The sequence below is a fragment of the Citrobacter sp. RHBSTW-00859 genome, from assembly GCF_013729795.1.
Taxonomy (GTDB): Bacteria; Pseudomonadota; Gammaproteobacteria; order Enterobacterales; family Enterobacteriaceae; genus Citrobacter; species Citrobacter braakii.
Genome location: NZ_CP056284.1, coordinates 2,368,292 through 2,393,407 on the forward strand (window position 1 = coordinate 2,368,292; position 25,116 = coordinate 2,393,407).

The 25,116-nt window shown below is 50.4% G+C and carries 24 protein-coding genes and 2 pseudogenes; 15 read left to right on the forward strand and 11 right to left on the reverse strand.

Annotated features, from left to right (window positions below; translation table 11 throughout):
* Positions 1-5: 5 nt before the first annotated feature.
* The gene (locus tag HV302_RS11825; protein WP_181627457.1) at positions 6-1,016 is read right to left on the reverse strand and encodes a LacI family DNA-binding transcriptional regulator; all 1,011 of its coding nucleotides are present in this window, start codon (positions 1,014-1,016) and stop codon (positions 6-8) included.
* A gap of 228 nt (positions 1,017-1,244) precedes the next feature.
* Here HV302_RS11825 and pspE point away from each other — a divergent pair, with 228 nt between their 5' ends.
* From pspE to HV302_RS28020, 5 genes are all read left to right on the forward strand, one after another.
* Positions 1,245-1,562 carry a thiosulfate sulfurtransferase PspE gene (pspE, locus tag HV302_RS11830; RefSeq protein ID WP_016153216.1) on the forward strand — a complete coding sequence of 106 codons (318 nt, stop codon included), beginning with the start codon at positions 1,245-1,247 and terminating at the stop codon, positions 1,560-1,562.
* Between the two features lie 142 nt (positions 1,563-1,704).
* The gene (locus tag HV302_RS11835) at positions 1,705-3,102 is read left to right on the forward strand and encodes a YcjX family protein (protein WP_181627371.1); all 1,398 of its coding nucleotides are present in this window, start codon (positions 1,705-1,707) and stop codon (positions 3,100-3,102) included.
* Positions 3,099-4,160, forward strand: a complete 1,062-nt coding sequence (locus HV302_RS11840; RefSeq protein WP_016153214.1) for a YcjF family protein — start codon at positions 3,099-3,101, stop codon at positions 4,158-4,160. Before HV302_RS11835 ends, HV302_RS11840 begins: the two co-directional genes overlap by 4 nt.
* Positions 4,161-4,307: 147 nt before the next feature.
* Complete coding sequence (tyrR, locus tag HV302_RS11845) at positions 4,308-5,852, forward strand: transcriptional regulator TyrR (protein WP_016153213.1); 1,545 nt, start codon at positions 4,308-4,310, stop codon at positions 5,850-5,852.
* A gap of 126 nt (positions 5,853-5,978) precedes the next feature.
* Entirely contained in the window at positions 5,979-6,251 is a 273-nt protein-coding gene (locus HV302_RS28020; RefSeq protein ID WP_202048128.1) for a hypothetical protein, read from the forward strand.
* A gap of 326 nt (positions 6,252-6,577) precedes the next feature.
* On the opposite strand, the gene tpx is transcribed toward HV302_RS28020, so the two are convergent.
* Positions 6,578-7,084 (reverse strand): thiol peroxidase, encoded by a 507-nt coding sequence (gene tpx / locus HV302_RS11850; protein WP_016153212.1) that lies wholly within the window; start codon positions 7,082-7,084, stop codon positions 6,578-6,580.
* 115 nt (positions 7,085-7,199) lie between these two features.
* Between tpx and ycjG the strand changes: the two genes are divergently transcribed.
* On the forward strand, positions 7,200-8,165 hold the full coding sequence (ycjG, locus tag HV302_RS11855; protein WP_181627372.1) for an L-Ala-D/L-Glu epimerase: 966 nt from the start codon (positions 7,200-7,202) through the stop codon (positions 8,163-8,165).
* Here ycjG and mpaA read toward each other — a convergent pair.
* Positions 8,140-8,868: a murein tripeptide amidase MpaA gene (mpaA, locus tag HV302_RS11860; RefSeq protein ID WP_016153210.1), complete on the reverse strand. Its 729-nt coding sequence runs from the start codon at positions 8,866-8,868 to the stop codon at positions 8,140-8,142. The genes ycjG and mpaA overlap by 26 nt on opposite strands.
* A 184-nt stretch (positions 8,869-9,052) precedes the next feature.
* Between mpaA and mppA the strand changes: the two genes are divergently transcribed.
* Positions 9,053-10,666 (forward strand): murein tripeptide ABC transporter substrate-binding protein MppA, encoded by a 1,614-nt coding sequence (gene mppA, locus HV302_RS11865; protein WP_016153209.1) that lies wholly within the window; start codon positions 9,053-9,055, stop codon positions 10,664-10,666.
* Positions 10,667-10,773: 107 nt separating this feature from the next.
* On the opposite strand, the gene HV302_RS11870 is transcribed toward mppA, so the two are convergent.
* Positions 10,774-11,544 carry a DeoR/GlpR family DNA-binding transcription regulator gene (locus HV302_RS11870; RefSeq protein ID WP_016153208.1) on the reverse strand — a complete coding sequence of 257 codons (771 nt, stop codon included), beginning with the start codon at positions 11,542-11,544 and terminating at the stop codon, positions 10,774-10,776.
* Positions 11,545-11,661: 117 nt separating this feature from the next.
* Here HV302_RS11870 and HV302_RS11875 point away from each other — a divergent pair, with 117 nt between their 5' ends.
* Together HV302_RS11875 and HV302_RS11880 are read left to right on the forward strand one after the other, a co-directional pair.
* On the forward strand, positions 11,662-12,045 hold the full coding sequence (locus HV302_RS11875; protein ID WP_181221773.1) for a VOC family protein: 384 nt from the start codon (positions 11,662-11,664) through the stop codon (positions 12,043-12,045).
* A 216-nt stretch (positions 12,046-12,261) separates the two neighbouring features.
* Positions 12,262-12,669, forward strand: coding sequence for a cupin domain-containing protein (locus HV302_RS11880; RefSeq protein WP_181012498.1), 408 nt, complete (start codon positions 12,262-12,264; stop codon positions 12,667-12,669).
* Positions 12,670-12,870: 201 nt separating this feature from the next.
* Here the strand turns inward: HV302_RS11880 and HV302_RS11890 are convergent, their stop codons facing one another.
* Complete coding sequence (locus tag HV302_RS11890; RefSeq protein ID WP_181627373.1) at positions 12,871-13,902, reverse strand: mechanosensitive ion channel family protein; 1,032 nt, start codon at positions 13,900-13,902, stop codon at positions 12,871-12,873.
* Between the two features lie 243 nt (positions 13,903-14,145).
* On the opposite strand from HV302_RS11890, the gene HV302_RS11895 reads away from it, so the two are divergent.
* Complete coding sequence (locus HV302_RS11895; RefSeq protein WP_003020403.1) at positions 14,146-14,406, forward strand: DUF2534 family protein; 261 nt, start codon at positions 14,146-14,148, stop codon at positions 14,404-14,406.
* Positions 14,407-14,454: 48 nt separating this feature from the next.
* Here the strand turns inward: HV302_RS11895 and uspE are convergent, their stop codons facing one another.
* The 3 genes from uspE to ogt form a co-directional block, all read right to left on the reverse strand.
* Complete coding sequence (gene uspE / locus HV302_RS11900; protein ID WP_016153204.1) at positions 14,455-15,405, reverse strand: universal stress protein UspE; 951 nt, start codon at positions 15,403-15,405, stop codon at positions 14,455-14,457.
* 151 nt (positions 15,406-15,556) lie between these two features.
* Positions 15,557-16,309: a fumarate/nitrate reduction transcriptional regulator Fnr gene (fnr, locus tag HV302_RS11905; protein ID WP_003020397.1), complete on the reverse strand. Its 753-nt coding sequence runs from the start codon at positions 16,307-16,309 to the stop codon at positions 15,557-15,559.
* Between the two features lie 194 nt (positions 16,310-16,503).
* Complete coding sequence (gene ogt, locus HV302_RS11910; protein ID WP_075848156.1) at positions 16,504-17,019, reverse strand: methylated-DNA--[protein]-cysteine S-methyltransferase; 516 nt, start codon at positions 17,017-17,019, stop codon at positions 16,504-16,506.
* 213 nt (positions 17,020-17,232) lie between these two features.
* Between ogt and smrA the strand changes: the two genes are divergently transcribed.
* The gene (gene smrA, locus HV302_RS11915; RefSeq protein WP_053388543.1) at positions 17,233-17,796 is read left to right on the forward strand and encodes a DNA endonuclease SmrA; all 564 of its coding nucleotides are present in this window, start codon (positions 17,233-17,235) and stop codon (positions 17,794-17,796) included.
* Between the two features lie 12 nt (positions 17,797-17,808).
* Here smrA and HV302_RS11920 read toward each other — a convergent pair whose 3' ends face one another.
* Positions 17,809-19,041, reverse strand: coding sequence for a GGDEF domain-containing protein (locus HV302_RS11920; protein WP_046274553.1), 1,233 nt, complete (start codon positions 19,039-19,041; stop codon positions 17,809-17,811).
* A gap of 67 nt (positions 19,042-19,108) precedes the next feature.
* Positions 19,109-21,223 (reverse strand): putative bifunctional diguanylate cyclase/phosphodiesterase, encoded by a 2,115-nt coding sequence (locus tag HV302_RS11925; RefSeq protein ID WP_109017870.1) that lies wholly within the window; start codon positions 21,221-21,223, stop codon positions 19,109-19,111.
* 410 nt (positions 21,224-21,633) lie between these two features.
* On the opposite strand from HV302_RS11925, the pseudogene HV302_RS11930 reads away from it, so the two are divergent.
* Positions 21,634-21,933, forward strand: a pseudogene (locus HV302_RS11930) (methyl-accepting chemotaxis protein); the annotation flags it as partial.
* 14 nt (positions 21,934-21,947) lie between these two features.
* Here the strand turns inward: HV302_RS11930 and HV302_RS11935 are convergent.
* Positions 21,948-22,645, reverse strand: a protein-coding gene (locus HV302_RS11935) for an IS1 family transposase (RefSeq protein WP_223429336.1) whose coding sequence is annotated in 2 segments (ribosomal slippage) — positions 21,948-22,396 and positions 22,396-22,645 — 699 coding nt in all. Because the reading frame shifts where the segments join, the coding sequence is not laid out codon by codon here.
* A 56-nt stretch (positions 22,646-22,701) separates the two neighbouring features.
* On the opposite strand from HV302_RS11935, the pseudogene HV302_RS11940 reads away from it, so the two are divergent.
* From HV302_RS11940 to ynaL, 3 genes and pseudogenes are all read left to right on the forward strand, one after another.
* Positions 22,702-23,520, forward strand: a pseudogene (locus HV302_RS11940) (methyl-accepting chemotaxis protein); the annotation flags it as partial.
* Between the two features lie 156 nt (positions 23,521-23,676).
* Positions 23,677-24,660 (forward strand): zinc transporter ZntB, encoded by a 984-nt coding sequence (zntB, locus tag HV302_RS11945; RefSeq protein WP_016153198.1) that lies wholly within the window; start codon positions 23,677-23,679, stop codon positions 24,658-24,660.
* A gap of 275 nt (positions 24,661-24,935) precedes the next feature.
* Positions 24,936-25,103: a proline-rich small protein YnaL gene (ynaL, locus tag HV302_RS11950; protein WP_016153197.1), complete on the forward strand. Its 168-nt coding sequence runs from the start codon at positions 24,936-24,938 to the stop codon at positions 25,101-25,103.
* Positions 25,104-25,116: the final 13 nt, after the last annotated feature.

The following is a 25,116-nucleotide window of genomic DNA, read 5'->3' on the forward strand; positions in this document are numbered from 1 at the left end:
AGTTTTTACACCAGTGAGTCGGCCAGCGATATTTGCGTGCTCACTGTGATATTTTGTAATCCTTTCTCGCCCGCAATCAGGTTAAATAATAAATTACAGCTTTGTTCACCCAACTGCTGGGTAGGGACATCAATTCCTCCAGGAACGGGCGTGAGCATAAAAGACAACAGCTCATTACTGTAGCCCACAACGGCAAGTTGTTGCGGGATGGTTATATTTTTCTCAGCCGCCACGCGATATAAGCTCATTAATTTCAAGCTGTCGGTGGCAAATACGGCGTCGGGTAACGGCTGCTGACTCAGTAATTTCCGTGAAGCAAGCAGGGCTGTTTCATGGGTATAGCCCCCGTCAACAATCCATTCATCGCGAATTTTAATATTATGCGCCTGAAGGCTGGCTTTATATCCGTTAACGCGATCGATAGAAACATGAACATCAAGCGGCGCGTGCAAACAGGCTATATTACGGTGTCCACTCTCAATCAGCGCATCAGTTAGCGTAATGCTGTCGCGATAATTATCTGTGTCTACAGAATAGACATTGGCGTAGTCGCCTTCAACCTTTCCAATAACCACGACCGGTACGTTGTATTTATCCAGCCTCGCAAAAAAAGATTCATCGGCGGGAGAGCTCAGCATAATGATACCTTTGATCAATTTCTGCTTAATTTTGCTCTCACATTTTTGTAAATCATCTTCAGTGCTTCGCGACGTCTGTAATATGACATCAAAACCGACCTCTTCAGCCTTGGCAGTAATAGCATGCAGCACTTCAGAGAAAAACGGATTACCGGCGGTTGTTTTTGCTGAACGGGTAGATATCACCATTATTGCATCAAACCCGGAAGAGGTGAGTGCGCGAGCAAGTTTATTGGGCTGGTACTGTAACTCATCAATAGCACGCAGCACTTTTTCAAGCGCTTCCGGCGAGATATTGGTTTGCTTATTAAGCACGCGCGATACCGTGGATTTTGATACGCCAGCGGCTCGTGCAATATCATAAATGGTAGGAGACATAGATCCCAAGCTCCGTCCGAGAGTCAATGGCGAACATATTATGGAGTTAATTGGCGAATGACAACAATATCGGAATGCGGGCAGAAAAATCAAAAAACTAACCGCAGTATGCGCAACCAGAGGAAGTCTCGTCCACGGGTGCAGAGGGTGATAATGCGATCGCAATATTTTCTTAAGAACTGGCGTATAGTGTGTTGGTTAAATCCAACTATCAGTCAGGAAGATATTATGTTGAAAAAAGGCGTATTAGCGTTGGCACTGGTCATCGGCATGCCGGTTTTTGCAGCCGAGCACTGGATTGATGTTCGCGTTCCTGAACAGTATCAACAGCAGCATATTCAGGGGGCGGTCAACATTCCATTAAAAGAGATGAAGGCGCGTATTGCTGCTGAAGTTCCTGATAAGACCGACACCGTGAAGCTGTACTGCAACTCCGGGCGTCAATCGGGGCAGGCGAAGGATATGTTGACGGAAATGGGCTACACGCAGGTGACCAACGAAGGTGGCATCAATCAGATAGCGCTTCCTAAAGTAGAGAATCAATAAACCGCTCGCATTCCTTCTGCTTCAGGCGGTAAGAATAATGCCGCCTGTTACAGCTCAGGTAGTTGATAAGTAAGAATTGACCCCTATCTTTACTTCCTGTTTGTTATAATTTCTTCGGTTCCTTCAGCAAAACGGGATGGCGATGAAGCGACTTAAAAATGAACTCAATTCGCTGGTTAATCGCGGCGTAGACCGGCATTTGCGCCTGGCTGTCACCGGACTTAGCCGTAGCGGTAAGACGGCGTTTATCACCGCGATGGTAAACCAGTTACTCAATATTCATGCCGGTGCGCGTCTGCCGTTGCTCAGTTGCGTGCGCGAAGAGCGTCTGCTCGGCGTTAAACGGGTTCCACAACGCGATTTTGGTATTCCGCGCTTTACCTATGATGAGGGACTGGCGCAGCTGTATGGCTCGCCGCCGACCTGGCCGACACCTACGCGCGGTGTGAGTGAAATACGCCTCGCGCTGCGCTACAAATCCAATGATTCTTTACTGCGCCACTTTAAAGACACCTCCACGCTGTACCTGGAAATCGTCGATTATCCGGGGGAGTGGCTGCTCGATTTACCGATGCTGGCCCAGGATTATCTCAGCTGGTCGCGGCAAATGACCGGATTATTACAGGGACAGCGGGGCGAATGGTCGGCAAGATGGCGGCAGTTATGCCAGGGGTTGGATCCGCTGGCGCCTGCTGATGAAAACCGTCTGGCGGAAATCGCTGCCGCCTGGACGGAGTATCTGCACCAGTGCAAGCAGCAGGGACTGCATTTTATTCAGCCGGGCCGTTTTGTTCTGCCCGGAGATATGGCGGGCGCGCCTGCGCTGCAGTTCTTCCCGTGGCCGGACGTTGATGTCTGGGGGGAATCGAAGCTGGCGCAGGCAGACAAACACACCAATGCGGGCATGCTGCGCGACAGGTTTAATTATTACTGTGAAAAAGTCGTGAAGGGATTTTATAAGAATCACTTCCTGCGCTTTGACCGTCAGATTGTGCTGGTCGATTGTCTGCAACCGCTCAACAGCGGGCCACAGGCGTTTAATGACATGCGTCTGGCGCTCACCCAACTGATGCAAAGTTTCCATTACGGACAGCGTACGCTGTTTCGTCGGCTGTTTTCTCCGGTGATCGACAAACTGCTGTTTGCCGCCACCAAAGCCGACCACGTCACGGTCGATCAGCACGCCAATATGGTGTCGTTATTGCAGCAGTTGATCCAGGACGCCTGGCAAAACGCTGCGTTCGAAGGTATCAGCATGGATTGTCTGGGACTGGCATCAGTACAGGCAACCACCAGCGGCCTGATCGATGTGAAAGGCGAAAAGATCCCGGCGCTGCGTGGTCATCGTCTGAGCGATGGTGAACCGCTAACCGTTTATCCGGGGGAAGTGCCCGCGCGTTTACCTGGACAAGCATTCTGGGACAGCCAGGGCTTTCAGTTTGAAGCGTTTCGCCCGCAGGTTATGGATGTTGATAAACCCTTACCGCATATTCGTCTTGATGCCGCGATGGAGTTTTTAATAGGAGATAAATTGCGATGAGCGAGCCGTTAAAACCGCGTATCGATTTCTCAGGTCCGCTGGACGTGGAACAAAACGCGGCGTTTAAAGCGCAGCAGATGTTCAACGAAACAGAGGCGCAGACTTTTTCTCCGGCGACAGTGGATGAACCTCTGCAAGACGAAGGTCAGGCTGAGGCCGTCATTGATGCGGCCCTACGCCCCAAACGCAGTTTGTGGCGCAAAATGGTAATGGGCGGGTTGGCGCTGTTTGGCGCGAGCGTTGTCGCTCAGGGCGTACAATGGACCATGAACGCCTGGCAGACTCAGGACTGGGTTGCGCTGGGAGGATGTGCCGCTGGCGCATTGATTATCGGCGCAGGTGTCGGATCGGTTGCGACCGAGTGGCGTCGGCTATGGCGTTTGCGCCAGCGTGCGCACGAGCGTGATGAAGCGCGAGATCTGCTCCACAGCCATGGAACCGGAAAAGGTCGTGCATTTTGTGAAAAGCTGGCGCAGCAGGCGGGTATCGATCAGTCCCATCCGGCGCTACAGCGCTGGTATGCCTCAATTCATGAAACGCAGAACGATCGCGAAGTCGTCAGCCTGTATGCCCATCTTGTGCAGCCGGTGCTGGACGCGCAGGCCCGACGTGAGATTAGCCGTTCAGCGGCGGAGTCCACGCTGATGATTGCCGTCAGTCCGCTGGCATTGGTGGATATGGCGTTTATTGCCTGGCGAAACCTGCGGCTGATTAATCGCATCGCATCGCTGTATGGCATTGAACTCGGTTATTACAGCCGCCTGCGTTTGTTCCGCCTGGTGCTGCTAAATATCGCTTTTGCCGGGGCCAGTGAGCTGGTGCGGGAAGTGGGAATGGACTGGATGTCGCAGGATTTAGCCGCTCGCTTATCGACGCGTGCCGCGCAGGGTATTGGCGCGGGATTATTAACGGCGCGTCTGGGTATTAAAGCCATGGAACTTTGCCGACCGCTGCCGTGGATCGATGACGATAAGCCACGACTGGGCGATTTTCGCCGTCAACTGATTGGTCAGGTGAAAGAAACCTTACAAAAGAACAAATCTCCGCGCGAAAGTTAGCTAAAAATTGGGCGCCAGTCGTTTAACTTTACGTCCTGGCGCCTGATTTTCCAGCGAGCTGTCAATATTTGTTGACAGAGTTCTTCCTGCAAACCCAATACTGTCTTATCATTTAATACATAATCCCTTGTCCAGGTGAAGGTTCCTATGCGTTTGGAAGTCTTTTGTGAAGACCGACTTGGTCTGACCCGCGAATTGCTCGATTTACTGGTGCTGAGAAGCATTGATTTACGCGGTATCGAGATTGACCCCATCGGGCGGATTTACCTCAATTTTGCGGAACTGGAGTTCACCAACTTCAGTAGCCTGATGGCTGAAATCCGCCGTATTTCAGGGGTTACGGATGTGCGTACCGTGCCCTGGATGCCTTCAGAACGTGAACATCTTGCGCTGAGCGCGCTGCTTGAGGCGTTACCAGAACCGGTCCTTTCTCTGGATATGAAAAGCAAAATCGAGATGGCGAACCCTGCGAGCTGTCAGCTTTTCGCGCACACTCAGGATCGGATGCGCAATCATACCGCCGCCCAGTTAATCAATGGGTTTAACTTCCAGCGCTGGCTCGAAAGCAATCCGCAGGATTCTCATAGCGAGCATGTCGTAATTAACGGACAGAACTTCCTGATGGAGATTACGCCTGTCCATTTGCAGGGTGAAAATCAGGAGCAGATGCTGACCGGTGCTGTTGTCATGCTGCGCTCCACCATCCGGATGGGGCGTCAGCTGCAAAATATGACTACGCAGGATCTGAGCGCGTTTAGCCAGATTATTGCCGTCAGCGCCAAAATGAAACACGTAGTGGAACAGGCGCGTAAGTTGGCGACACTGAGTGCGCCGCTGCTGATTACCGGTAATACCGGCACCGGCAAAGATCTCTTTGCCCATGCCTGCCACCTGGCAAGCCCGCGTGCGTCGAAGCCGTATCTGGCGCTGAACTGCGCGTCAATTCCTGAAGATGCGGTCGAAAGCGAGTTGTTTGGCCATGCCCCCGAAGGCAAAAAAGGCTTCTTTGAGCAGGCGAATGGCGGCTCGGTTCTGTTAGATGAAATTGGTGAAATGTCGCCGCGTATGCAGACCAAATTGCTGCGTTTTCTCAATGACGGCACGTTCCGCCGCGTGGGAGAAGATCACGAAGTTCATGTTGATGTCCGCGTGATTTGCGCGACGCAAAAGAACCTTGTGGAAATGGTGCAGAAAGGGCTTTTCCGTGAAGATCTCTATTATCGTCTGAATGTACTGACGCTAAATCTGCCGCCGCTACGCGATTGCCCGCAGGATATTATGCCGCTTACCGAACTGTTTGTGGCGCGCTTCGCCGACGAGCAGGGCGTGCCGCGTCCGAAGTTGTCTGCCGATCTCAGCACGGTGTTAACCCGCTATGGTTGGCCGGGCAACGTGCGTCAGCTTAAAAATGCCATCTACCGGGCGCTGACCCAGCTTGAAGGCTATGAGCTGCGGCCGCAGGATATTTTACTGCCGGATTACGATGCGGCAACGGTTGCGGTCGGAGAAGAGGTGATGGAAGGATCGCTGGATGAAATTACCAGCCGCTTTGAACGCTCTGTGCTGACGCAGCTTTATATGAATTATCCCAGCACGCGCAAACTGGCCAAGCGCCTCGGCGTTTCGCACACCGCGATTGCCAACAAATTGCGTGAATACGGCCTGAGCCAGCAGAAAAAAAGCGAAGAGTAACGCGGTAAATGAAAATGCCTCCTGGCCGGAGTAATGCTTGTCAGTTAAGCATTATGGAGAACATGTGATTTCGGCTCAGGGTTCCGTTCACCTCAGTGGTATTACTTTTCTGAAGCGCAGATACCTGTGAACGTGCAAGGGAGGCTCACCGCCGCCTCCCTTGCAACCCAGGCTCCCGGCGGGAAAATCGTCGCTGCGCGATTCATTCGTCTTATGCCGTCTGCCTGTCGGGTCGGGACCGAGCCTGCGTCCCTGCAGGCCGTTCCCTCTGCCCGCATCCCTGCGGGCAGACCCGGTCAGCCGTCAACGCCTCATCGATTTTCAGCCGGACCGGGGTCATCGCTGCTGCGCACTGACTTCCAGTTAAATCTGTTTTGCTGTTCAGATATATTCCAATAAAAGTGCAGGAGGTCAGGTGTGGGCTGGTCCGGCTGAAAATTGCCGACGTGTTTCCGTAAGGCCGGGAGAACCCGCAGGGATGCGGGTTCAGGGCGCGTTTTGCAGGGATGCTACCTCGCGCCCGGCCCGGTAGCCTGGAGGAATAAACGGAGGGAACCGCGGAGCGGCAATTTTCCAGCCGGGAGCCGGGATTGTTAAGGGTACGGCGATAGTACCCTTAACACGTTCACAGGTCGTATTGCCTCAGAGAAGTGACAAACATAAGGTGAACGTAGCAATACGCCGGAGGCAACAGATTCATTACCTCCGTATGTGCAAGACGTGGCTTAAGCTTTCAGTACGTCCAGCGCAGCAGTGTAGTCTGGCTCGTTGGTGATTTCATTGACCAGTTGGCTGAAAACGACGTTGTCATTTTCATCAATAACGACCACGGCACGTGCGGCCAGACCTTTCAGTGGGCCTTCAGCGATTTCTACGCCGTAGTTTTTCAGAAATTCTGCGTTGCGCAGGGTGGACAGCGTGATAACGTTGCTCAGACCTTCCGCGCCGCAAAAACGTGAATGGGCGAATGGCAGGTCGGCCGAAATGCACAGTACGACGGTATTGTCGATTTCTGTCGCCAGTTGGTTAAACTTACGTACCGATGCCGCACAAACGCCGGTATCGATGCTTGGGAAAATATTCAGCACTTTGCGCTTGCCTGCGAACTGGCCCAGCGTAACGTCAGACAGGTCTTTAGCCACAAGGGTAAAAGCCTGAGCTTTGCTTCCAGCCTGAGGAATTGAGCCGGCAACTGTAACCGGGTTGCCCTGGAAATGAACGGTTTGTGACATGGTTATCTTCCTGTTTACATATAGTTAACGTCGAGGCTAGTTTATGCCATCAGCAGTTAACACGGCAAACGCTATTTGCGGATATCCGCTTCAGGGACTGCATTAAGGAAAGCAAATGAGAACAGTTAAGGTATATGAGGAAGCCTGGCCGCTGCACACTCCCTTTGTTATTGCCCGTGGGAGCAGAACCGAAGCGCATGTGGTGGTGGTTGAAGTGGCAGAAAACGGCGTCACGGGTATCGGCGAGTGCACACCGTATCCGCGCTATGGTGAAAGCGATGCCTCAGTGCTGGCGCAAATTATGAGCATTGCCCCACAACTGGGAAATGGACTGACGCGTGAAGAGCTGCAAAAGCTGCTGCCAGCGGGAGCCGCGCGTAATGCTGTGGACTGCGCGTTGTGGGATCTGAGTGCGCGTCAACAGCAACTGTCACTGGCAGAGTTGGTGGGAAGTGAACTGGCGGAAGTGGTGACGACGGCGCAAACCGTGGTAATTGGCACGCCGGAACAAATGGCGGTGAGTGCGGCTGCACTGTGGGAAAATGGCGCGAAACTGCTAAAAGTTAAACTGGATGCGCGCTTGATTAGCGAGCGGATGGTTGCTATTCGTGCAGCAGTCCCTGATGCCACGATTATTGTCGACGCCAATGAATCCTGGCGGGCAGAAGGTCTGGCGGCACGCTGCCAGCTTCTGGCTGATTTAGGGGTGGCGATGCTGGAGCAGCCGCTGCCAGCGCAGGACGATGCCGCGTTGGAAAATTTTGTGCATCCGCTGCCGATCTGCGCAGATGAAAGCTGCCACACCCGCAGCAGCCTGAAAGCGCTGCACGGGCGCTATGAAATGGTCAATATCAAACTGGATAAAACAGGCGGCCTGACGGAGGCGCTGGCGCTGGCAACCGAAGCCCGCGAGCAGGGATTTGCGCTAATGCTGGGCTGCATGTTGTGTACTTCCCGGGCGATTGGCGCGGCGTTACCGCTTACGCCGCAGGTTAACTTTGCCGATCTTGATGGCCCTACCTGGCTTGCCAGCGACGCGGAGCCGGGCCTGCATTTTACGACCGGACAACTTCATCTCTAGGGTGCCAGCGCAGGAGATTGGACATGGCCAGCAGGTATTTCTCGCTCGCTTCATCTGAAGAGATGGGCGGAAATTCGGCGGTTATACAGTGTAAGTTCAGGTCTGCGCACCAGCTTCCAAATGAGCCGGGCGTTTCATAACCTACGCTGGTGACGAGAGGTAATTCAAACGACTGCGCCAGCCACGCGCCTAATTCGCTGCGCCTGGGATCTTCAATACAGGCCAGCGGATCGTGAAAAGAGACCACCCACGCAGGATGAATTCGGTGAATAAGCTGGCACAGCGCCTGGGTTTCTGGTTCTGAGCCCGGATTTTCGCCGGTCAACAACACCACATCGCGTTCTTCTGCGCTGCTGTTCCAGCGATACACCGTTTCACCCGCTTTCCAGTTGGCAGCGGGAAAGTTACGGTTTAGATCCACTCCGTTCGCATTTGCGCGCAGCCCGAGCTGGCAACCGTCAGGGTTAACCGCCAGCACCACATGGTGACGACGTAAGGAAGGGTTAAGCGTACGCAATGCGCAGGAAAGGGTGACGACCGATGCGTTTTCGTCGCCGTGCGTTCCTGCCAGTATCAGACCGCTTTCGCGATCGGCCGCCATTGCGGGAAACCAGATTAGCGGCGCGCCTAATAATGAACGTCCGTAATGTTCGGTTCCAGGTGGGAATGCGCCGCGCTCGGCACGGGGTCGGGTAACGGTCATAGTCATCTCTGAATGCGTGGATTGTTACTCGCAGTGTTGTGCAAAATGTATGGATAATCAAATCGTTTTCACACACTTATCTTTTCAGATGTAATATTATTTCCTTGTCGAAAGTTAATTGCATTTCCTGCTGGCGATACAAATAATTACACATTCACTTAGTAGCCGGAATTGAGGGTATTTTATGCAGCATTCTGTTTCAGTAACCTGTTGTGCGCTATTGGTAAGCAGCATTTCATTATCCTGGGCTGCTGATGTTCCCAGCGGAACGGTACTGGCAGAAAAACAAGAACTGGTGCGTCATATCAAAGACGAACCGGCGTCATTGGATCCGGCAAAAGCCGTCGGGCTTCCTGAAATTCAGGTTATTCGTGATTTATTTGAAGGGCTGGTCAACCAGAATGAGAAGGGCGAGATCGTGCCCGGTGTTGCCACTCAGTGGAAAAGTAACGATAACCGTATCTGGACGTTTACGCTGCGCGACAATGCGCAATGGGCAGATGGTACGCCGGTAACGGCGCAGGATTTTGTCTATAGCTGGCAGCGTCTGGTTGACCCGAAAACGCTGTCGCCGTTTGCCTGGTTTGCTGCGCTGGCGGGTATTAACAACGCACAGGCGATCATCGATGGAAAAGCCTCGCCAGATAAGCTCGGCGTTAGCGCGATCGATGCGCGTACATTGAAGGTCCAACTGGATAAACCGCTGCCCTGGTTTGCTAATCTGACGGCGAGTTTTGCTTTCTATCCGGTACAAAAAGCTAACGTTGAGAGCGGTAAAGATTGGACCAAACCAGGCAATCTAATTGGTAACGGCGCTTATGTGCTCAAAGATCGCGTGGTGAACGAAAAACTGGACGTTGTGCCGAACACGCATTATTGGGACAACGCCAAAACGGTGCTGCAAAAAGTCACCTTCCTGCCTATTAACCAGGAATCGGCAGCGACCAAGCGCTATCTTGCTGGTGATATCGATATTACCGAGTCGTTCCCGAAAAACATGTATCAGAAACTGTTGAAGGACATCCCGGGCCAGGTTTATACCCCGCCGCAGCTTGGCACTTACTACTATGCCTTTAATACCCAGAAGGGACCGACTGCCGACTCACGCGTGCGCCTGGCGCTCAGCATGACTATCGATCGTCGCCTGATGGCGGAGAAAGTTCTGGGTACCGGCGAAAAGCCCGCATGGCATTTTACGCCGGATGTAACGGCAGGGTTTGTGCCGGAACCTTCACCGTTTGAGCAAATGAGTCAGGAAGAGCTGAACGCTCAGGCGAAAACGCTGCTGCGTGCGGCGGGCTATGGTCCACAGAAACCACTTAAACTGACGCTGCTGTATAACACCTCTGAAAATCATCAGAAGATTGCTATTGCTGTCGCGTCTATGTGGAAGAAAAATCTCGGCGTTGACGTGAAACTACAAAACCAGGAGTGGAAAACCTATATCGATAGCCGCAATACCGGTAATTTTGATGTGATCCGCGCCTCGTGGGTGGGCGATTACAATGAGCCATCTACGTTCCTGTCGCTATTAACATCAACCCATACGGGCAATATCTCCCGCTTTAATAATCCGGCGTACGATAAAGTGTTGACCCAGGCAACCCTGGAGAATACGCAGAAAGCACGCAATGCTGATTATAACGCTGCGGAGAACATTCTGATGGAACAGGCTCCCATTGCGCCGATTTATCAGTACACCAACGGGCGTTTAATTAAACCGTGGCTGAAAGGGTATCCGATTACTAACCCTGAAGATGTGGCTTATAGCCGCACAATGTATATTGTGAAGCACTGATATCGCTGGCCTGTTCGGGACGTTGCATTGGCGATTTCCCGAACAGGCAAGGCTGTGGGGAAGGTGAGTCATGAAAGCAATGGAAAAGTATCACCCAATAGAATGGGTTACACTGTATAAATACGAATGTCGTGCGCCTGAAACGCCGTGGCATACTCTTTGCTGATATTTTCCTCGACGACAATTACATCGATATTGCTACTTTCGGTAACGACATAACGGGCGACGGCCGGGATCTTTTCAGCCGTCAGCGCGACAATGGTTTCATTACACTGTTTGATCACCGCTTTTTTGAACTCACAATCCGCGTAATCAAATCCGGTTAAGCCGGATTCAGGCGACATCGCGCAGCCGCCAATAAAACCCTGATCGAATAAAATGCCCTGCACCTGCGAGATAGCGGTGGCACCCACGCACCCTCCAGAAGATCGTTGCACCGTGCCGCCCAGCATAATGACATCAAACAGTGGTTTTTTTAGTAAAACGGCGGCAATCTCCGGGGAATTTGTTACCACGGTTAACGCCAGCTCGGCGGGTAGGGCTTCAGCCATCGCCAGATTAGTACTGCCCGTGTCGATAAAAATGCAGCTTCCGGATTTGACCATCCGGGCGCATCTCTGCGCGATGTTGCTCTTTTTCGCCACATTAATACTCTTGCGCACGGTGATGTCTTCGGATTCAGGGAGTGCAATGACCGCGCCGCCATAGACTTTTTTACACACGCCATCTTTACTCAGTTCATGCAGGTCGCGGCGGATTGTATGTTCCGAAACGCCTAACCTGCTGGCGAGTTCGGAACAGATGACTCTGCCGTTTTCCTGCAGGATCTGATAGATAAGCGCCTGGCGCTGTTCAGGGAATGCTGCGTAATCGAGCATCAATACTCCAGTGAAATAAACATCGAGCAATAACAAGCATAATTGTGCATTATGGTTCACGATGTCAACATCCCTTTAGGGAACCTATTGTTTGGATACAACAAGAAGAGGTTAGCTATGAAGGTTGCGCATATGGCGTTATGGACACGGGATCTTGAGCAACAAGCTCAATTCTGGGTCACGTTTTTTGACGCAAAGATCAACGAAAAATACTGCAGTAAAACCAATCCAGGATTTGAATCCTATTTTGTCAAAATTGGTGAGGATATCGCGATTGAGTTAATGACTAAGCCTGGACTGACAAACCATGCTCCCGACAATAACACCTCAGGCTGGGTGCATCTCGCCATTTCAGTTGGCGGCAGTGAAAACGTTGATGCCATGGCGATGCGTGCAAAAGAACAGGGGATATTAGTTTCTGACCCGCGCACCACCGGTGATGGCTATTACGAAGCGGTGATACGCGATCCTGACGGCAATTTGATTGAAATTGTGGCCTAAGGCTTCACGCCATCTCCAGTAGAAATGTTGTACCTGTTACCGACTATTGATGAGCATGATTCATAAGGTTGTCCTTCTTTTCACCTCTAATCACCCGCCTGTCGAGTCTCTATAATTTTTATAGTTTTCAGCATCCGGTGGCGCGTGCTGCCACCGTTTTGGAGAGTCGAAATGCAAAATCAACGGAATACCGTCTCCAGCGCCGGCGCGGAGATTATGAATCAACAATTTGATGGTAACAGCGTCTTTCCTCGCGGAGAGAAAAATGAAGCGTATGCGAAATATTTCACTGGCGACAGCTATCTGACTATGCTCTCCATGGAAGGCGTGGTCATTGGTAACGTAGCATTTGAGCCGGGCTGTCGTAACTTCTGGCATATCCATCATCAAGGGGGACAAATCTTGCTGGTGACCGGCGGCAGAGGCTGGTATCAGGCGTGGAATCAACCGGCGCGCGAACTGAAAACTGGTGATGTCGTACACATCCCGGCGGGAATGAAACACTGGCACGGTGCTGCGCGTGATAGCTGGTTTGCCCATATCGCTGTGGAAATCCCGGCCGCTGGCGCATCGAACGAGTGGCTTGAACCGGTAAGCGACGCTGAGTACAACCTGCTCCCCTGAGCTGTGCGGGGCACGCGTTCTGCAGGTAAAGAATCCGATGCCCGAAGTGAATCAGTTTGAGCTGATTATTGATACAGTTCCGTATCTACATGACCTGAATCCGTATATTCCAACGCTGGCGCTGGTACTGCTTTGTCATTGATATTGCCTCATTGAAATAAGTGCAGAAAAAAGACGCGGATTTCCGCGCCTTTTCTTTTGTTAGTGTGTCGATGGCGATACTTCAGGATTATCCACATACAGCGTCTGGCTGGGGAACGCAAAGTCGGCGTCGTTTGCCTTGACTATCGAAATAATCTTTAAATAAACGTCCTGCTGTATCGCAAGCCATTTCTCCCACACGGTGGTTTTCGTGAAGCAATACACCATGATATTCAGCGATGAATCGGCGAATTCATTAAAATAAACCAGCAGGGTTTGTTTCTGGTCTATTCCCGGATGGTTTTGCAGCATTTGTCTGACCGACTCGACAACGGCACTGACTTTATCAGCATCTTCATATCGTAACCCGATCACCGTTTTGATGCGGCGATTCGTCATCCTTCCTGGGTTTTCTACGCTGATAGAGGAGAAAATCGAGTTCGGGACATATAACGGACGATGATCGAAGGTGTTTATTTTGGTCATTCGCCAGCCGATTTCCGTAACTGTACCTTCAATATTGCGGTCCGGGGAGCGGATCCAGTCGCCGATGCTAAAGGGTCTGTCGAAGTAGAGCATAATCCCTGAGAAAAAGTTGCTCAGAATGTCTTTGCCTGCCATACCTACAGCGATACCGCCGATGCCGCCGAAGGTTAACAGGCCGGATAAGCTCATACCGAAATGTTCGCCATACAGCAAAATGATGGCAACCACGATGGTAATCTTGATGATTCGCGACAGGATCCTCGCGCTGGTGATATCTCTGCCTTTATTAATCTGCGTCTTTTCAAACTGATTAATTACCAGAAAAAGTTTGATGGTAAGGATCAGCGCAATCAACGAGGTGCAGATAAAGTCGACCACGCTGGAGGAGATAAATTTCAGGCTGTAATTTTCGATAACGTTATTAGCAATACTGCCTAACGTCCCGATGATAATGGCATAGACAAGAAATTGCGCGGCATGAAATATGAATCCTTTGCAGCGACGCTCTCCACGATGATACCAGACGCTCATCAGAACCAGCGCGGCACAGCAGCTGAGAATTACCGTCAAATTAAACGCATTATTTATAAACAGTTCAGCGATCATGATTCTTCCAACAGCTCCGTGGTAGTGAAATATCTTCTGATATCCTAATCCTCGAATATTTTACTCAGTTCTGGCGGTCAGATCATTAATCCATAGGGGAGATATATAATGCAATTAGCGCTATTTTCGGCGAAATAGCGCTGGTATCCACCCTGAAAGCGGTTTATGTAGCAGACAGTCAGTTGATGTCATGGTATTGTTAGCGCAAAGTAACAAGGTTTTCATCTGCAAAAGGACAGTACTATGATCATGGCTAAGCTGAAGACAGCGAAGGGACGGAAGTTTCTGTTGTGCCTGCTTGGGGTGTTTATTATCGCAGCGTCGGTCGTGACGCGAGCGACGATCGGTGGTGTGATTGAACAGTATGACATTCCGCTATCCGACTGGACCGCTTCAATGTACGCCATTCAATCGGCAATGATTTGTGTCTACAGCATGGTGTTTACGATTCTGTTGGCTATCCCGCTGGGAATCTATTTCCTCGGCGGCGAAGAGCAACACTAAGCGTTTGTTATGCCGGATGAGATCGCCATCCGGCATTGAGTTGTGTGGTTAATCGTCTTCTTCATCATCCAGTTCAACTGGCGTCTGATATTCATCCGGCTTGATGACCAGCAGGTCGCAGCGTAGGTGATCGATAACCTGTTCAGCGGTGTTACCAAGGAACGCGGCAGAAATACCGGTACGACCGACGGTACCCAGTACCACAATACCCGCCTGCAAGTGCTCGGCTAAATCAGGAATGACCTCTTCAGGCAATCCTTTTTCAACGTGCGTCACTTTCTCATCGATACTGAATTTCTGGCGCAACGCCTTCATGGCCAGCAGATGCTGTCCACGGATCGCGTCGTTATAAACGCTGGGGTCAAACTCAGGTAGTTCAATTGCGATATTGATTGGCGTAACAGGGTAGGCGCCAACCAGATGCACTTCAGTATGGTTAACCTGTTCTGCTAGTTGCAGCGTCTCTTTGACCAGTTTTTCATTGAGCGCGTTGTGATAAGGCTCTTCACTGGCGAGGTTCACCGCAACCAGCGCTTTGCCCTCTTCAGGCCATGGCTGATCTTTAACCATCCATACCGGGCTTGGACATTTGCGCAATAAATGCCAGTCGGTAGGCGTGAAAATTACGGCTTCGAGGCGGTCGTGTTGGTGTGCCATTTTGAGGACCAGGTCATGCTGAGCGCTAATGACTTCCTGGATGATGGCTTCAAAGGGACGGTTATGCCATACCACTTTAATTTCAAGAGGGATCCCTGCTTCGATGTAGTATTTTGCTTGTTCACGGATCCATGCTGTTCGCTGGCTGATGACCCCCTGACGCATTGCCGTACGCTCATCGGGCGACAGCAGGGTAGTCATCTCGTAGGAAAAGTCATAGATTGGCAAAAAGGCTTTAATTTTGCCACCAATCCGTTGATGCAAATAAACAGCTCGCCGTAATGCTGGTTGATCGTCCTGGTTTGGATCGATGACGACCAGCATATTTTTATACATAGCCATACAGGGTCTCCTTACAACTGTCATCGCAGTTTGTAATTAAAAGAGTAACCCAATAATGTGGATTGAAACAGGGGAGAACCTCCTGCCAGATCAATAAATCGGGAAAATTTAGCGATTTGACAGAAGGATAACAGAAATGCTTGCGGAAAGATTACGCAACGTTACGCGTGTGGCCAGCAAGAACTGCCAGCGCGTCGCTATTCTCAATAGTTATGTATTTGCCTTTCACTGCCAGCATACCGCTTTTCTGGAAACGACCCAACAGGCGGCTGATGGTTTCAACCGTCAGACCCAGGTAGTTACCGATGTCGCCGCGGGTCATGGTCAGGCGGAACTCACGAGGCGAGAATCCGCGCTGGGCAAAGCGGCGAGACAAGTTGTAGATAAAGGCCGCCAGGCGCTCTTCTGCATTTTTCTTCGACAACAGCAGGATCATATCCTGGTCGCCTTTGATTTCGCCACTCATCAGACGCATCATCTGCTGACGCAGATTCGGCATTTTTCCGGACAGGTCATCAAGGGTTTCGAAAGGAATTTCGCAAACCATTGAGGTTTCCAGCGCCTGGGCAAAGCTCGGGTGATGTCCGCTGCCAATCGCGTCAAAACCGACCAGATCACCCGCCAGATGGAAGCCGGTAATTTGCTCATCGCCTTGTTCGGTAATGGTATAGCTTTTAATCGTTCCGGAGCGGATAGCGTAGAGTGATTTAAGTTCATCACCTGCTTTAAAGAGCGTTTGCCCCTTTTGGATAGGCTTTTTGCGCTCGATGATGTTATCGAGCTGGTCAAGCTCATGCTCGTTAAGTGTGAACGGGATGCAAAGCTGGCTGATGCTGCAATCCTGGCAATGGATAGCACAACCGCCAGACTGAATGCGCCGTATAATTCGCTTTTCCGGGATCATAGGTCTGCTCAAGCCGTAATTGATATTTGTCAATTTTAACATCTTTTTGGTGAGCACGTAAGCCTGAGCTACTCCCAATAGAGAATAATTCAGGTATAACCGGAATGAATGTTTGTAACTCCTTGATTAACCGCATTAAATTTGTGGTCACATTATGCGAAAGTGTGACGAATAAGGCATTAATTGCCTGGAATCTAGAGTAGCAAATAACCTTCGTGACGCAATAACCACTCTTTTCGCTGCACGCCGCCAGCATATCCAGTCATGGTGCCGTTACGCCCAATGACGCGATGGCAGGGGACCACAATGCTTACCGGGTTGGCGCCATTGGCCGCACCGACGGCTCTTGCTGCACCGGGGCGCCCTAACTGTTCGGCCAGTTGACCATAGTGCATGACTTGCCCACACGGGATAGTGCGTAATGCTTGCCAGACTTCACGCTGGAAAGGCGTGCCAGCCGTTGCCGTTTCCAGCGTGTCAATAATGCTGAGATTCCCGGCAAAATACTCCGACAGTTTATCGCTTAATCCGCCAGGGTTTTTGGCTGTAATACGCTGATAACCTTCTGTGCGGTAATGAATATCCAGCAATTGTTCCATGCGATCGCGGTGCTGATCCCATTCCACCGCGCGCAGGCGAAATTGCTCATCACAAATAACCCACAGCGGGCCCAGCGGCGTGTCGATGGTATCTTCCAGTAAGTTCAGCATCCGTTTCTCTCATTACAGCGTTCAGGCGAGGTTACACATTATCACGGCAGCAACAGTTGCAGCTATACCCCTAAAAACGGATATCTGTATGTCGTGAGTAGATCTTTTCAGCGGAGCGAGCCAGGTGAATTATTGGAAATAATCGTAAACCGTTGTCGGTATAATAGTGCGCGGTTATGATAATGCTCGTCGTAATTCGCTGGAGGAAGAAACATGAATCTTGATGATGCTTCGCTGTTTCTGGATGCTATGGGGGATGTCCAACCACTGAAGGGCTGCGCCGATGTACACTGGCAGCCAACGCGTAATATCCGCACTCCGGCGCGTATCGATACGCTTCAACTGGATAACTTTCTCACGACGGGGTTTCTCGATATTATCCCGTTGAACGAGCCGCTTGAGTTTCGTCGCGAAGGTTTACAGCACGGCGTGACTGACAAACTGCGAACCGGAAGATATCCGCAGCAGGCGAGCCTTAATCTCATCCGCCAGCCCGTAGAAACATGCCGCCAGATGCTATTCAGTTTTATTCTGCAGGCACAGCAAGATGGATTACGTAATGTGCTAGTGATACACGGTAAGGGGCGTGACGATAACGCTCATGCCAATATTGTTCGCAGCTATGTGGCGCGCTGGCTGACAGAATTTGATGACGTCCAGGCCTACTGCGCCGCTTTGCCGCATCACGGCGGCAGCGGGGCATGCTATGTGGCATTACGTAAAACCGCGCAGGCAAAACAGGAAAACTGGGAGCGTCACGCTAAGCGCAGCCGCTGATCAACGTATTCATCAGGCGGCCAGTACTCTGTTCCTGCCTTCGTGCTTGGCTTTGTACAACGCGTCGTCCACGCGTTTGAATAATTCATCAATACTTTCGTTCGTTTCGTGCCGCGCAACGCCAATGCTGACGGTAAAGCGGGGAAGACCAGGGAGAGTAACCTTGGCTACCGTTGCGCGGATCACTTCTGCAAGATTGAGGGCGACATCCAGCGAGGTTCGCGGCAGCAGCAGCACAAATTCTTCACCACCCCAGCGAAAAATAAGATCGTCTTTTCGTGCACAGGATTCCAGTGTGCGGGCCAGAGCACAAAGCACTTCATCGCCTTTTAAATGACCGAAGAGATCGTTAATGCTTTTAAAACGATCGATGTCGATCAATAACAGGCTGTAGTCCTGCGTCAATGATACCGCATGCGTCTGCTCCGGCTCGGTTACCTGATAAAAATGTCGGCGATTAAGTAATCCCGTTAAAGGGTCACGCAGAGCGGCATGCTCAAGCTCCTGTTCCAGCCGTTTTTGTTCGGTAATGTCATGAATAATGCACAACATGAGTTTATTACCGTAAATTTCAATCGGTCCGGCGTAGGTTTGTACATGACGTGAGGTGCCGTCTGCCAGTTTATGGACAAAGTGCAAAGGCTTATGGCCGCCGGGCAGATGGGCGATTTCATGCATCACCGGCAATATATGGCGGCCCAGCATGTTGATCTCCCAGGTATGTTTCTGGCACATCACATCAAGGTTGTAACCATAAAAATTCAGGGCACTGAGGTTTGCATCAACGATCAGGCCATCGCGGGACGGATCAATCAGTAACATTGGCGCGGAGTTGGTCTGGAAAAAACGCGCATAAAAGCCCTGTTTTTTTCGTTGATAAGTTGCTGAACGGCTGGCTTTCAGACCTTGCGCAGTAGGCGTTTCAATGCCTTCGAAAAGGATAACATCCCCCACGCCCGGCAGAGATTTAATGGACAGGCGGCTGGCCAACGCGATTTCCTCACCATCGCGGTAAACCGTGAGGATCTCAACAACGTGATGATGATTGCTCAAGTCACTGAGATACATGGTTAAATCATTTTGAGAATGCGTTGAGAATATGCCCTTGCGCAGTGGGGAAAAACAGAGATCCCGCATTAACTCACGTGCAACGATATTAGCGAACACCAGTTCTTCGGTTTGTGGCGAAACAATCCACACCGGAAAGGTTAACAAATCCAGTGAATGCAGCTCGGTTGTGCTCATCGATAATCCCGTTATCTTTATCTGCTGTGTTGCCCGTTTAATGGCGAATATTTTAGATATTACAGTCTCACAAAGTTATTGATTGTCGGTGAGACAAGGGTTGTACGACTGGCTTTTGTTTGATGCTGTTTTCTGATTGGATCAGTTCATGAATCTTATGCGCTGGCAGCGGTTTTGCAAACAGGAAACCTTGCAGCATGCTACATCCCATCTGGGTAAGAAGTAATTCCTGCTCCTGGGTTTCTATTCCTTCAGCCACCACGCGCATATTCATGGAGTGAGCTATGTCAATAATGGTAGACACAATTTTTGTATTTTTACTGTTCTCGCTAATATCTTTGACAAATATCCTGTCGATTTTTAATTCCCGTGCCGGAAGTGACTTCAACATCAATATATTTGAATAACCAGTGCCGAAATCATCAATAGAAACGGTGATCCCCAAAGCCGAAAAAGCATTCAGGATTTCAATACTGCGTTTTAAATTTTTAAGTGCAGTGCTCTCCGTGAGCTCCAGCGTGAGACAGGCAGGTGAAAGTTGGTATTGCGCCAGGGCGTTACAAACAACATCAATAATATCATGCTGTTCAAACTGAGCGGGGGAGAGGTTAACGGCGAGCGTCCATTCTGTATTCCCTTGTAATGTCCACTGATGCAACTGCAAACATGCCTGTTGGATAACCCATTTGCCGACGGGAATAATCAGGCCCGTTTCTTCCAGCGCAGGCAGAAATTCAGCCGGTAGCAGCATGCCGCGCTCCGGATGATGCCAGCGTAATAACGCTTCAAAACCAGTCAGAGAATGATCTCCGGCGGTATATTTAGGCTGATACCATAGCTCAAACTGGTTGCGTTCAAGCGCTTGTGAAAGTTCCTGTAGAAATGTCGGCGGCGTATCAGCGATAGCTTCCATCTGGGGACTATAAATAGCCCAGCCGTTTCTGCCCGCCTGTTTGACATGATACATCGCCATATCAGCCTTCACTTTTAGCTCATGCAGAGTCGAGCCATGTTCGGGATAAATACTGCTTCCCGCACTTAACGAAACCCGAATGGTATGACCGAATAAGGTAAAGGGGTCACCGATCGCATCTGAAATTTGCGCAAGCAAGGCGGAGATAGCCTGCTGGTTGCAGTCTGGGACCAGCAGGATAAATTCATCTCCCCCCAGTCTTGCCAGCGTCATTGAGTCATCAAGGCAACTGTAGATACGCTGTGTACTGGCAATCAGCAGTTGATCGCCGATGTGATGCCCCCAGGTATCGTTAACGACTTTAAAACGATCGAGGTCGATAAATACCAACGCGAAATGCTGTTGATGCAATTTGGAATGCCGCAGGCAGGCTTGTAAGCGGGTATCTATTTGCGTTCGATTAGCAAGTCCCGTCAGCGCGTCGAAGTGGACCTGATGTTCAAGCTGGCAGTTCAACTGATGCAGGTTGTCAGCCAGTCGGGAAGTGCGCAGTTGTGAATCCACCATCGAGACGACCAGCATGATACCCAAAATAATTAGCGTGACGGCACAGACCCAGACAGAGAGTTCCAGCGTACTGAGCCCATCGTGCGCAGTGTGTCCAAAATGGGTGAACGTTGCCGCTCCCATACCGGTGTAATGCATAGAAGCAATTGCCAGCGCCATAATAAGGGCAGCAATAAGTCGGTTAATCAGTACACGACGAGTGTTTTGGCGTAAATGGAAGGCGAGCCATAAACCTACGCCAGACGCAACGACGGCAATAATCACAGAGAGCAAAATCAGCGAGCGATCCCATGAGATGGCCACATGTTCGATAATGGCATACATGCCAACGTAGTGCATCGTGACAACGCCGGCACTCAATATGCTGGTGGCAATGACCAGTCGTTTTGTTGATAGCGTATTACCGGAAATAGCGATATTGATGGCGAGGGTTGCAGAAATGAGCGCAATAAAGAACGAAAACGCGGTGAGTGATAGGTGATAATTGATCGGCATAGTCATTTTCATGGCCAGCATACCGATAAAATGCATCGACCAGATCCCCATACCCAGCGTAGCGCCGCCAGATAGCCGCCAGAAGGTAGATTCACGTTTGCTGGAGATTGCTACCTTACCCGCACTGTCGAGGGCAATAAAGGAGGCAATAAACGCGACAACAAAGGAAATCCCAATCAATACAGGGTCCCACGACACGTGCAACATCTTGCTACCTATCGAAAAAAAGCCGTGATGATAAATCTAGCAGGTTTTGTCCAGTTAACCTGATAAAACCAGGAATGTTCTTGTGTTTTTACAATGAGTATTAGAGCGAAGAGCAAGATATTGAAAATGACAAGCCATTACTTATATAAGTATTCATAAAAATTATGTTTCTGTGTGTTTTATGCTCGTCACGTGCTCGCCATCACAATAATCTGATGGTGGGGAACATTACCGCCATTGCCGGGATAAAGTGCTGAACTATTATGAATGGGTAGTGTAATTTATTGACTTAAGTAAAAGGTCTGCTGGCTCTCATTGAAAGTTCAGCTTTCGTCACAGAGCAATGGAAATCTGTATTGCAGATGCTATAAAAATAACATCCACGTTATTTCTTGGTGCACAGGGTTAAAATGTTAAATGATATAAGCGTCAGAACCTTTATTATTTTATTTCTGCTCATTACGGCGGTTGCGCTCAATGTTGTTGAAATGATTTTTTCGGCTACCCCAGAAATTATTATTGGTACTAATGCGGTAAGCATTATTTCTATATTATGTTTGTGGTGGTACATGACGAAATATCTGGTCATGCCGATTAATACGGTTAAAAGAAGCATTGAAGAGGTAACATCCGGGAATCTGGCAATCAGTATTCCCGAGTTTGGTAATAACTGTGCGGGTAGACTAATTCCTGGCATCAATAGCTTATCGGTAATGACTCCAACTTACTGATAGTGTTTTATGTTCAGATAATGCCCGATGACCTTGTCATGCAGCTCCACCGATTTTGAGAACGACAGTGACTTCCGTCCCAGCCTTGCCAGATGTTGTCTCAGATTCAGGTTATGTCGCTCAATGCGCTGAGTGTAACGCTTGCTGATTACGTGCAGCTTTCCCTTCAGGCGGGATTCATACAGCGGCCAGCCATCCGTCATCCATACCACGACCTCAAAGGCCGACAGCAGGCTCAGAAGACGCTCCAGTGTGGCCAGAGTGCGTTCACCGAAGACGTGCGCCACAACCGTCCTCCGTATCCTGTCATACGCGTAAAACAGCCAGCGCTGACGTGATTTAGCACCGACGTAGCCCCACTGTTCGTCCATTTCCGCGCAGACGATGACGTCACTGCCCGGCTGTATGCGCGAGGTTACCGACTGCGGCCTGAGTTTTTTAAGTGACGTAAAATCGTGTTGAGGCCAACGCCCATAATGCGGGCGGTTGCCCGGCATCCAACGCCATTCATGGCCATATCAATGATTTTCTGGTGCGTACCGGGTTGAGAAGCGGTGTAAGTGAACTGCAGTTGCCATGTTTTACGGCAGTGAGAGCAGAGATAGCGCTGATGTCCGGCAGTGCTTTTGCCGTTACGCACCACCCCGTCAGTAGCTGAACAGGAGGGACAGCTGATAGAAACAGAAGCCACTGGAGCACCTCAAAAACACCATCATACACTAAATCAGTAAGTTGGCAGCATCACCTAGCTTATCAAGTAATATTTCAGCACTCGTTAATGAGATCAGGACATCCTCGCAAACGGCGATGACGCTTTCTGAACAGCTGGCGGAACGCAGCGCCGAGCTTTCAGTGAAAACAGAACAGCAATCCGGAGCATTAATGCAGACGGCTGCCAACATGGATGAAATAGCGGTTAATACGCGAAATAATGCTGATAACACGCAAATAGCCAGCGCCCAGGCAACAATTGCCACGCAATGCGCCCGTCAAGGTGGCGAATTAATGGTGCAGGTTGCGACAAATATGCGTTCAATCACCGAATGCGCACAGCAAATGACAGAAATTATTACGCTGATAGATGGTATTGCATTCCAGACCAATATTCTGGCATTGAATGCTGCTGTGGAAGCTGCAAGGGCCGGTGAACATGGCAAAGGTTTTTCTGTGGTGGCCGGTGAGGTAAGAATGCTTGCACACCGCAGTGCAGATGCAGCTAAGAATATTAAGCAACTGATTGCTCAAACCCATCAAAATGTTCAGCAAGGCGCTGCTATTGTGCGTGAAGCTGAGAAAAACATGCATGATATTGTCGGGGGGGCCGGGCAATTAAACCAACTGATGGGCGAGATATTAACCACTACGCAGGAGCAGGAGAAAGGAATTATCAGAATTACCCATGCTCTGGCCGAACTGGAGAACGTCACCCAAAGTAATGCCATTATGGTTGATGAGCTTTCTGACTCATCAGGTATCCTGAAAAACCAGGTGATTGACCTTCAATCGCGAACGCATAAATTTCGCTTAAGTCATGCGCTTGAATCAGAGAGACGCCAGCGGGCCTGAGACGGTCATCTCGTAACCAGCGCCGCATTCGTCGGCGCTTTTCTTATTATCAGATACTTTTTATGAATCATTTCAGCACAATGGGACAATGAGATATTGCTTAACATATTCTGACAGCTAGACTAACGAAAAAAGCTGAATGTTTGTGGAGGCGCTGTGGAAGCCATTAAGGGAACGGATGTTAATGTGCCGGATGCCGTGTTTGCCTGGCTGTTGGATGGCCGTGGTGGGGTGAAACCACTGGAAGATAACGATGTTATCGACAGTCAACATCCCTGCTGGCTGCATCTTAATTATACCCATCCTGAAAGCGCGCAATGGCTGGCGACAACGCCTTTACTTCCCAATAACGTGCGTGATGCGCTGGCGGGTGAAAGCACGCGCCCACGCGTAAGCCGAGTAGGGGAAGGTACGTTGATTACGCTGCGCTGTATTAACGGCAGCACCGACGAGCGACCTGACCAACTGGTTGCGATGCGCTTATATATGGATGAACGTCTGATTGTCTCAACACGTCAGCGTAAAGTCTTGGCGCTGGATGATGTGGTCAGCGATCTCCAGGAAGGCACGGGAGCGGCTGATTGTGGTAGTTGGCTGGTGGATGTTTGCGATGCATTAACCGATCATGCCAGTGAGTTTATCGAACAACTGCACGATAAGATTATCGATCTGGAAGATAACCTGCTCGATCAGCAGATTCCGCCGCGTGGTTTCCTGGCATTGCTGCGTAAGCAGTTAATTGTGATGCGCCGCTATATGGCGCCTCAACGCGATGTCTATTCCCGGCTGGCGAGCGAACGTTTTTCCTGGATGACCGACGACCATCGGCGGCGGATGCAGGATATCGCTGACAGGCTAGGGAGAGGGCTGGATGAAATAGATGCCTGTATTGCCAGGACCGGTATTATGGCGGATGAAATTGCGCAGGTTATGCAGGAGTCTCTGGCTCGCCGAACGTATACAATGTCATTGATGGCAATGGTTTTTCTTCCCAGCACATTTTTAACCGGGCTGTTTGGCGTTAACCTTGGCGGTATCCCTGGCGGCGGCTGGCAGTTTGGCTTCTCACTTTTTTGTATTCTGTTAGTGGTCCTGATTGGTGGTGTTACTTTATGGTTGCATCGTAGTAAATGGTTGTAACAACAACGTTTTTTAGTGACTTTTGCGCATGAAAACGTCCTGGTTTTTGAGCGAAGTCAATAAACCATCTACCTATTCGGGGCAATATCTCTCTCGCAGGTGAATGCAACGTCAAGCGATGGGCGTTGCGCTCCATATTGTCTTACTTCCTTTTTTGAATTACTGCATAGCACAATTGATTCGTACGACGCCGACTTAGATTAGTCGGCTTTTTTTTGCCTGCAGGAAATCAGCGTCTACCCTAAAAGAGCCAACCTGAATAACTGGAGGGGTATATGAACTGTCTGATTGCAACGCCGCACACTGATTCGCTACCGACCGACCCGGTTCCCATTCCCGATCCCATACCTCGTCCGCAGCCAATGCCGGATCCGCCACCGGATGAAGAGCCGATTAAATTGTCGCATCGCGGGCGCAGATCTGCGAGGATACGCGCCTGCTGATTGTGAGTTTTTA

Bases quoted from the DNA above. Each gene is read 5' to 3' on its own strand.
- HV302_RS11825 (WP_181627457.1), bottom strand. From the start codon at position 1,016: ATGTCTCCTACCATTTATGATATTGCACGAGCCGCTGGCGTATCAAAA.
- pspE (WP_016153216.1), top strand. From the start codon at position 1,245: ATGTTGAAAAAAGGCGTATTAGCGTTGGCACTGGTCATCGGCATGCCG.
- HV302_RS11835 (WP_181627371.1), top strand. From the start codon at position 1,705: ATGAAGCGACTTAAAAATGAACTCAATTCGCTGGTTAATCGCGGCGTA.
- HV302_RS11840 (WP_016153214.1), top strand. From the start codon at position 3,099: ATGAGCGAGCCGTTAAAACCGCGTATCGATTTCTCAGGTCCGCTGGAC.
- tyrR (WP_016153213.1), top strand. From the start codon at position 4,308: ATGCGTTTGGAAGTCTTTTGTGAAGACCGACTTGGTCTGACCCGCGAA.
- tpx (WP_016153212.1), bottom strand. From the start codon at position 7,084: ATGTCACAAACCGTTCATTTCCAGGGCAACCCGGTTACAGTTGCCGGC.
- ycjG (WP_181627372.1), top strand. From the start codon at position 7,200: ATGAGAACAGTTAAGGTATATGAGGAAGCCTGGCCGCTGCACACTCCC.
- mpaA (WP_016153210.1), bottom strand. From the start codon at position 8,868: ATGACCGTTACCCGACCCCGTGCCGAGCGCGGCGCATTCCCACCTGGA.
- mppA (WP_016153209.1), top strand. From the start codon at position 9,053: ATGCAGCATTCTGTTTCAGTAACCTGTTGTGCGCTATTGGTAAGCAGC.
- HV302_RS11870 (WP_016153208.1), bottom strand. From the start codon at position 11,544: ATGCTCGATTACGCAGCATTCCCTGAACAGCGCCAGGCGCTTATCTAT.
- HV302_RS11875 (WP_181221773.1), top strand. From the start codon at position 11,662: ATGAAGGTTGCGCATATGGCGTTATGGACACGGGATCTTGAGCAACAA.
- HV302_RS11880 (WP_181012498.1), top strand. From the start codon at position 12,262: ATGAATCAACAATTTGATGGTAACAGCGTCTTTCCTCGCGGAGAGAAA.
- HV302_RS11890 (WP_181627373.1), bottom strand. From the start codon at position 13,902: ATGATCGCTGAACTGTTTATAAATAATGCGTTTAATTTGACGGTAATT.
- HV302_RS11895 (WP_003020403.1), top strand. From the start codon at position 14,146: ATGATCATGGCTAAGCTGAAGACAGCGAAGGGACGGAAGTTTCTGTTG.
- uspE (WP_016153204.1), bottom strand. From the start codon at position 15,405: ATGGCTATGTATAAAAATATGCTGGTCGTCATCGATCCAAACCAGGAC.
- fnr (WP_003020397.1), bottom strand. From the start codon at position 16,309: ATGATCCCGGAAAAGCGAATTATACGGCGCATTCAGTCTGGCGGTTGT.
- ogt (WP_075848156.1), bottom strand. From the start codon at position 17,019: ATGCTGAACTTACTGGAAGATACCATCGACACGCCGCTGGGCCCGCTG.
- smrA (WP_053388543.1), top strand. From the start codon at position 17,233: ATGAATCTTGATGATGCTTCGCTGTTTCTGGATGCTATGGGGGATGTC.
- HV302_RS11920 (WP_046274553.1), bottom strand. From the start codon at position 19,041: ATGAGCACAACCGAGCTGCATTCACTGGATTTGTTAACCTTTCCGGTG.
- HV302_RS11925 (WP_109017870.1), bottom strand. From the start codon at position 21,223: ATGTTGCACGTGTCGTGGGACCCTGTATTGATTGGGATTTCCTTTGTT.
- ynaL (WP_016153197.1), top strand. From the start codon at position 24,936: ATGAACTGTCTGATTGCAACGCCGCACACTGATTCGCTACCGACCGAC.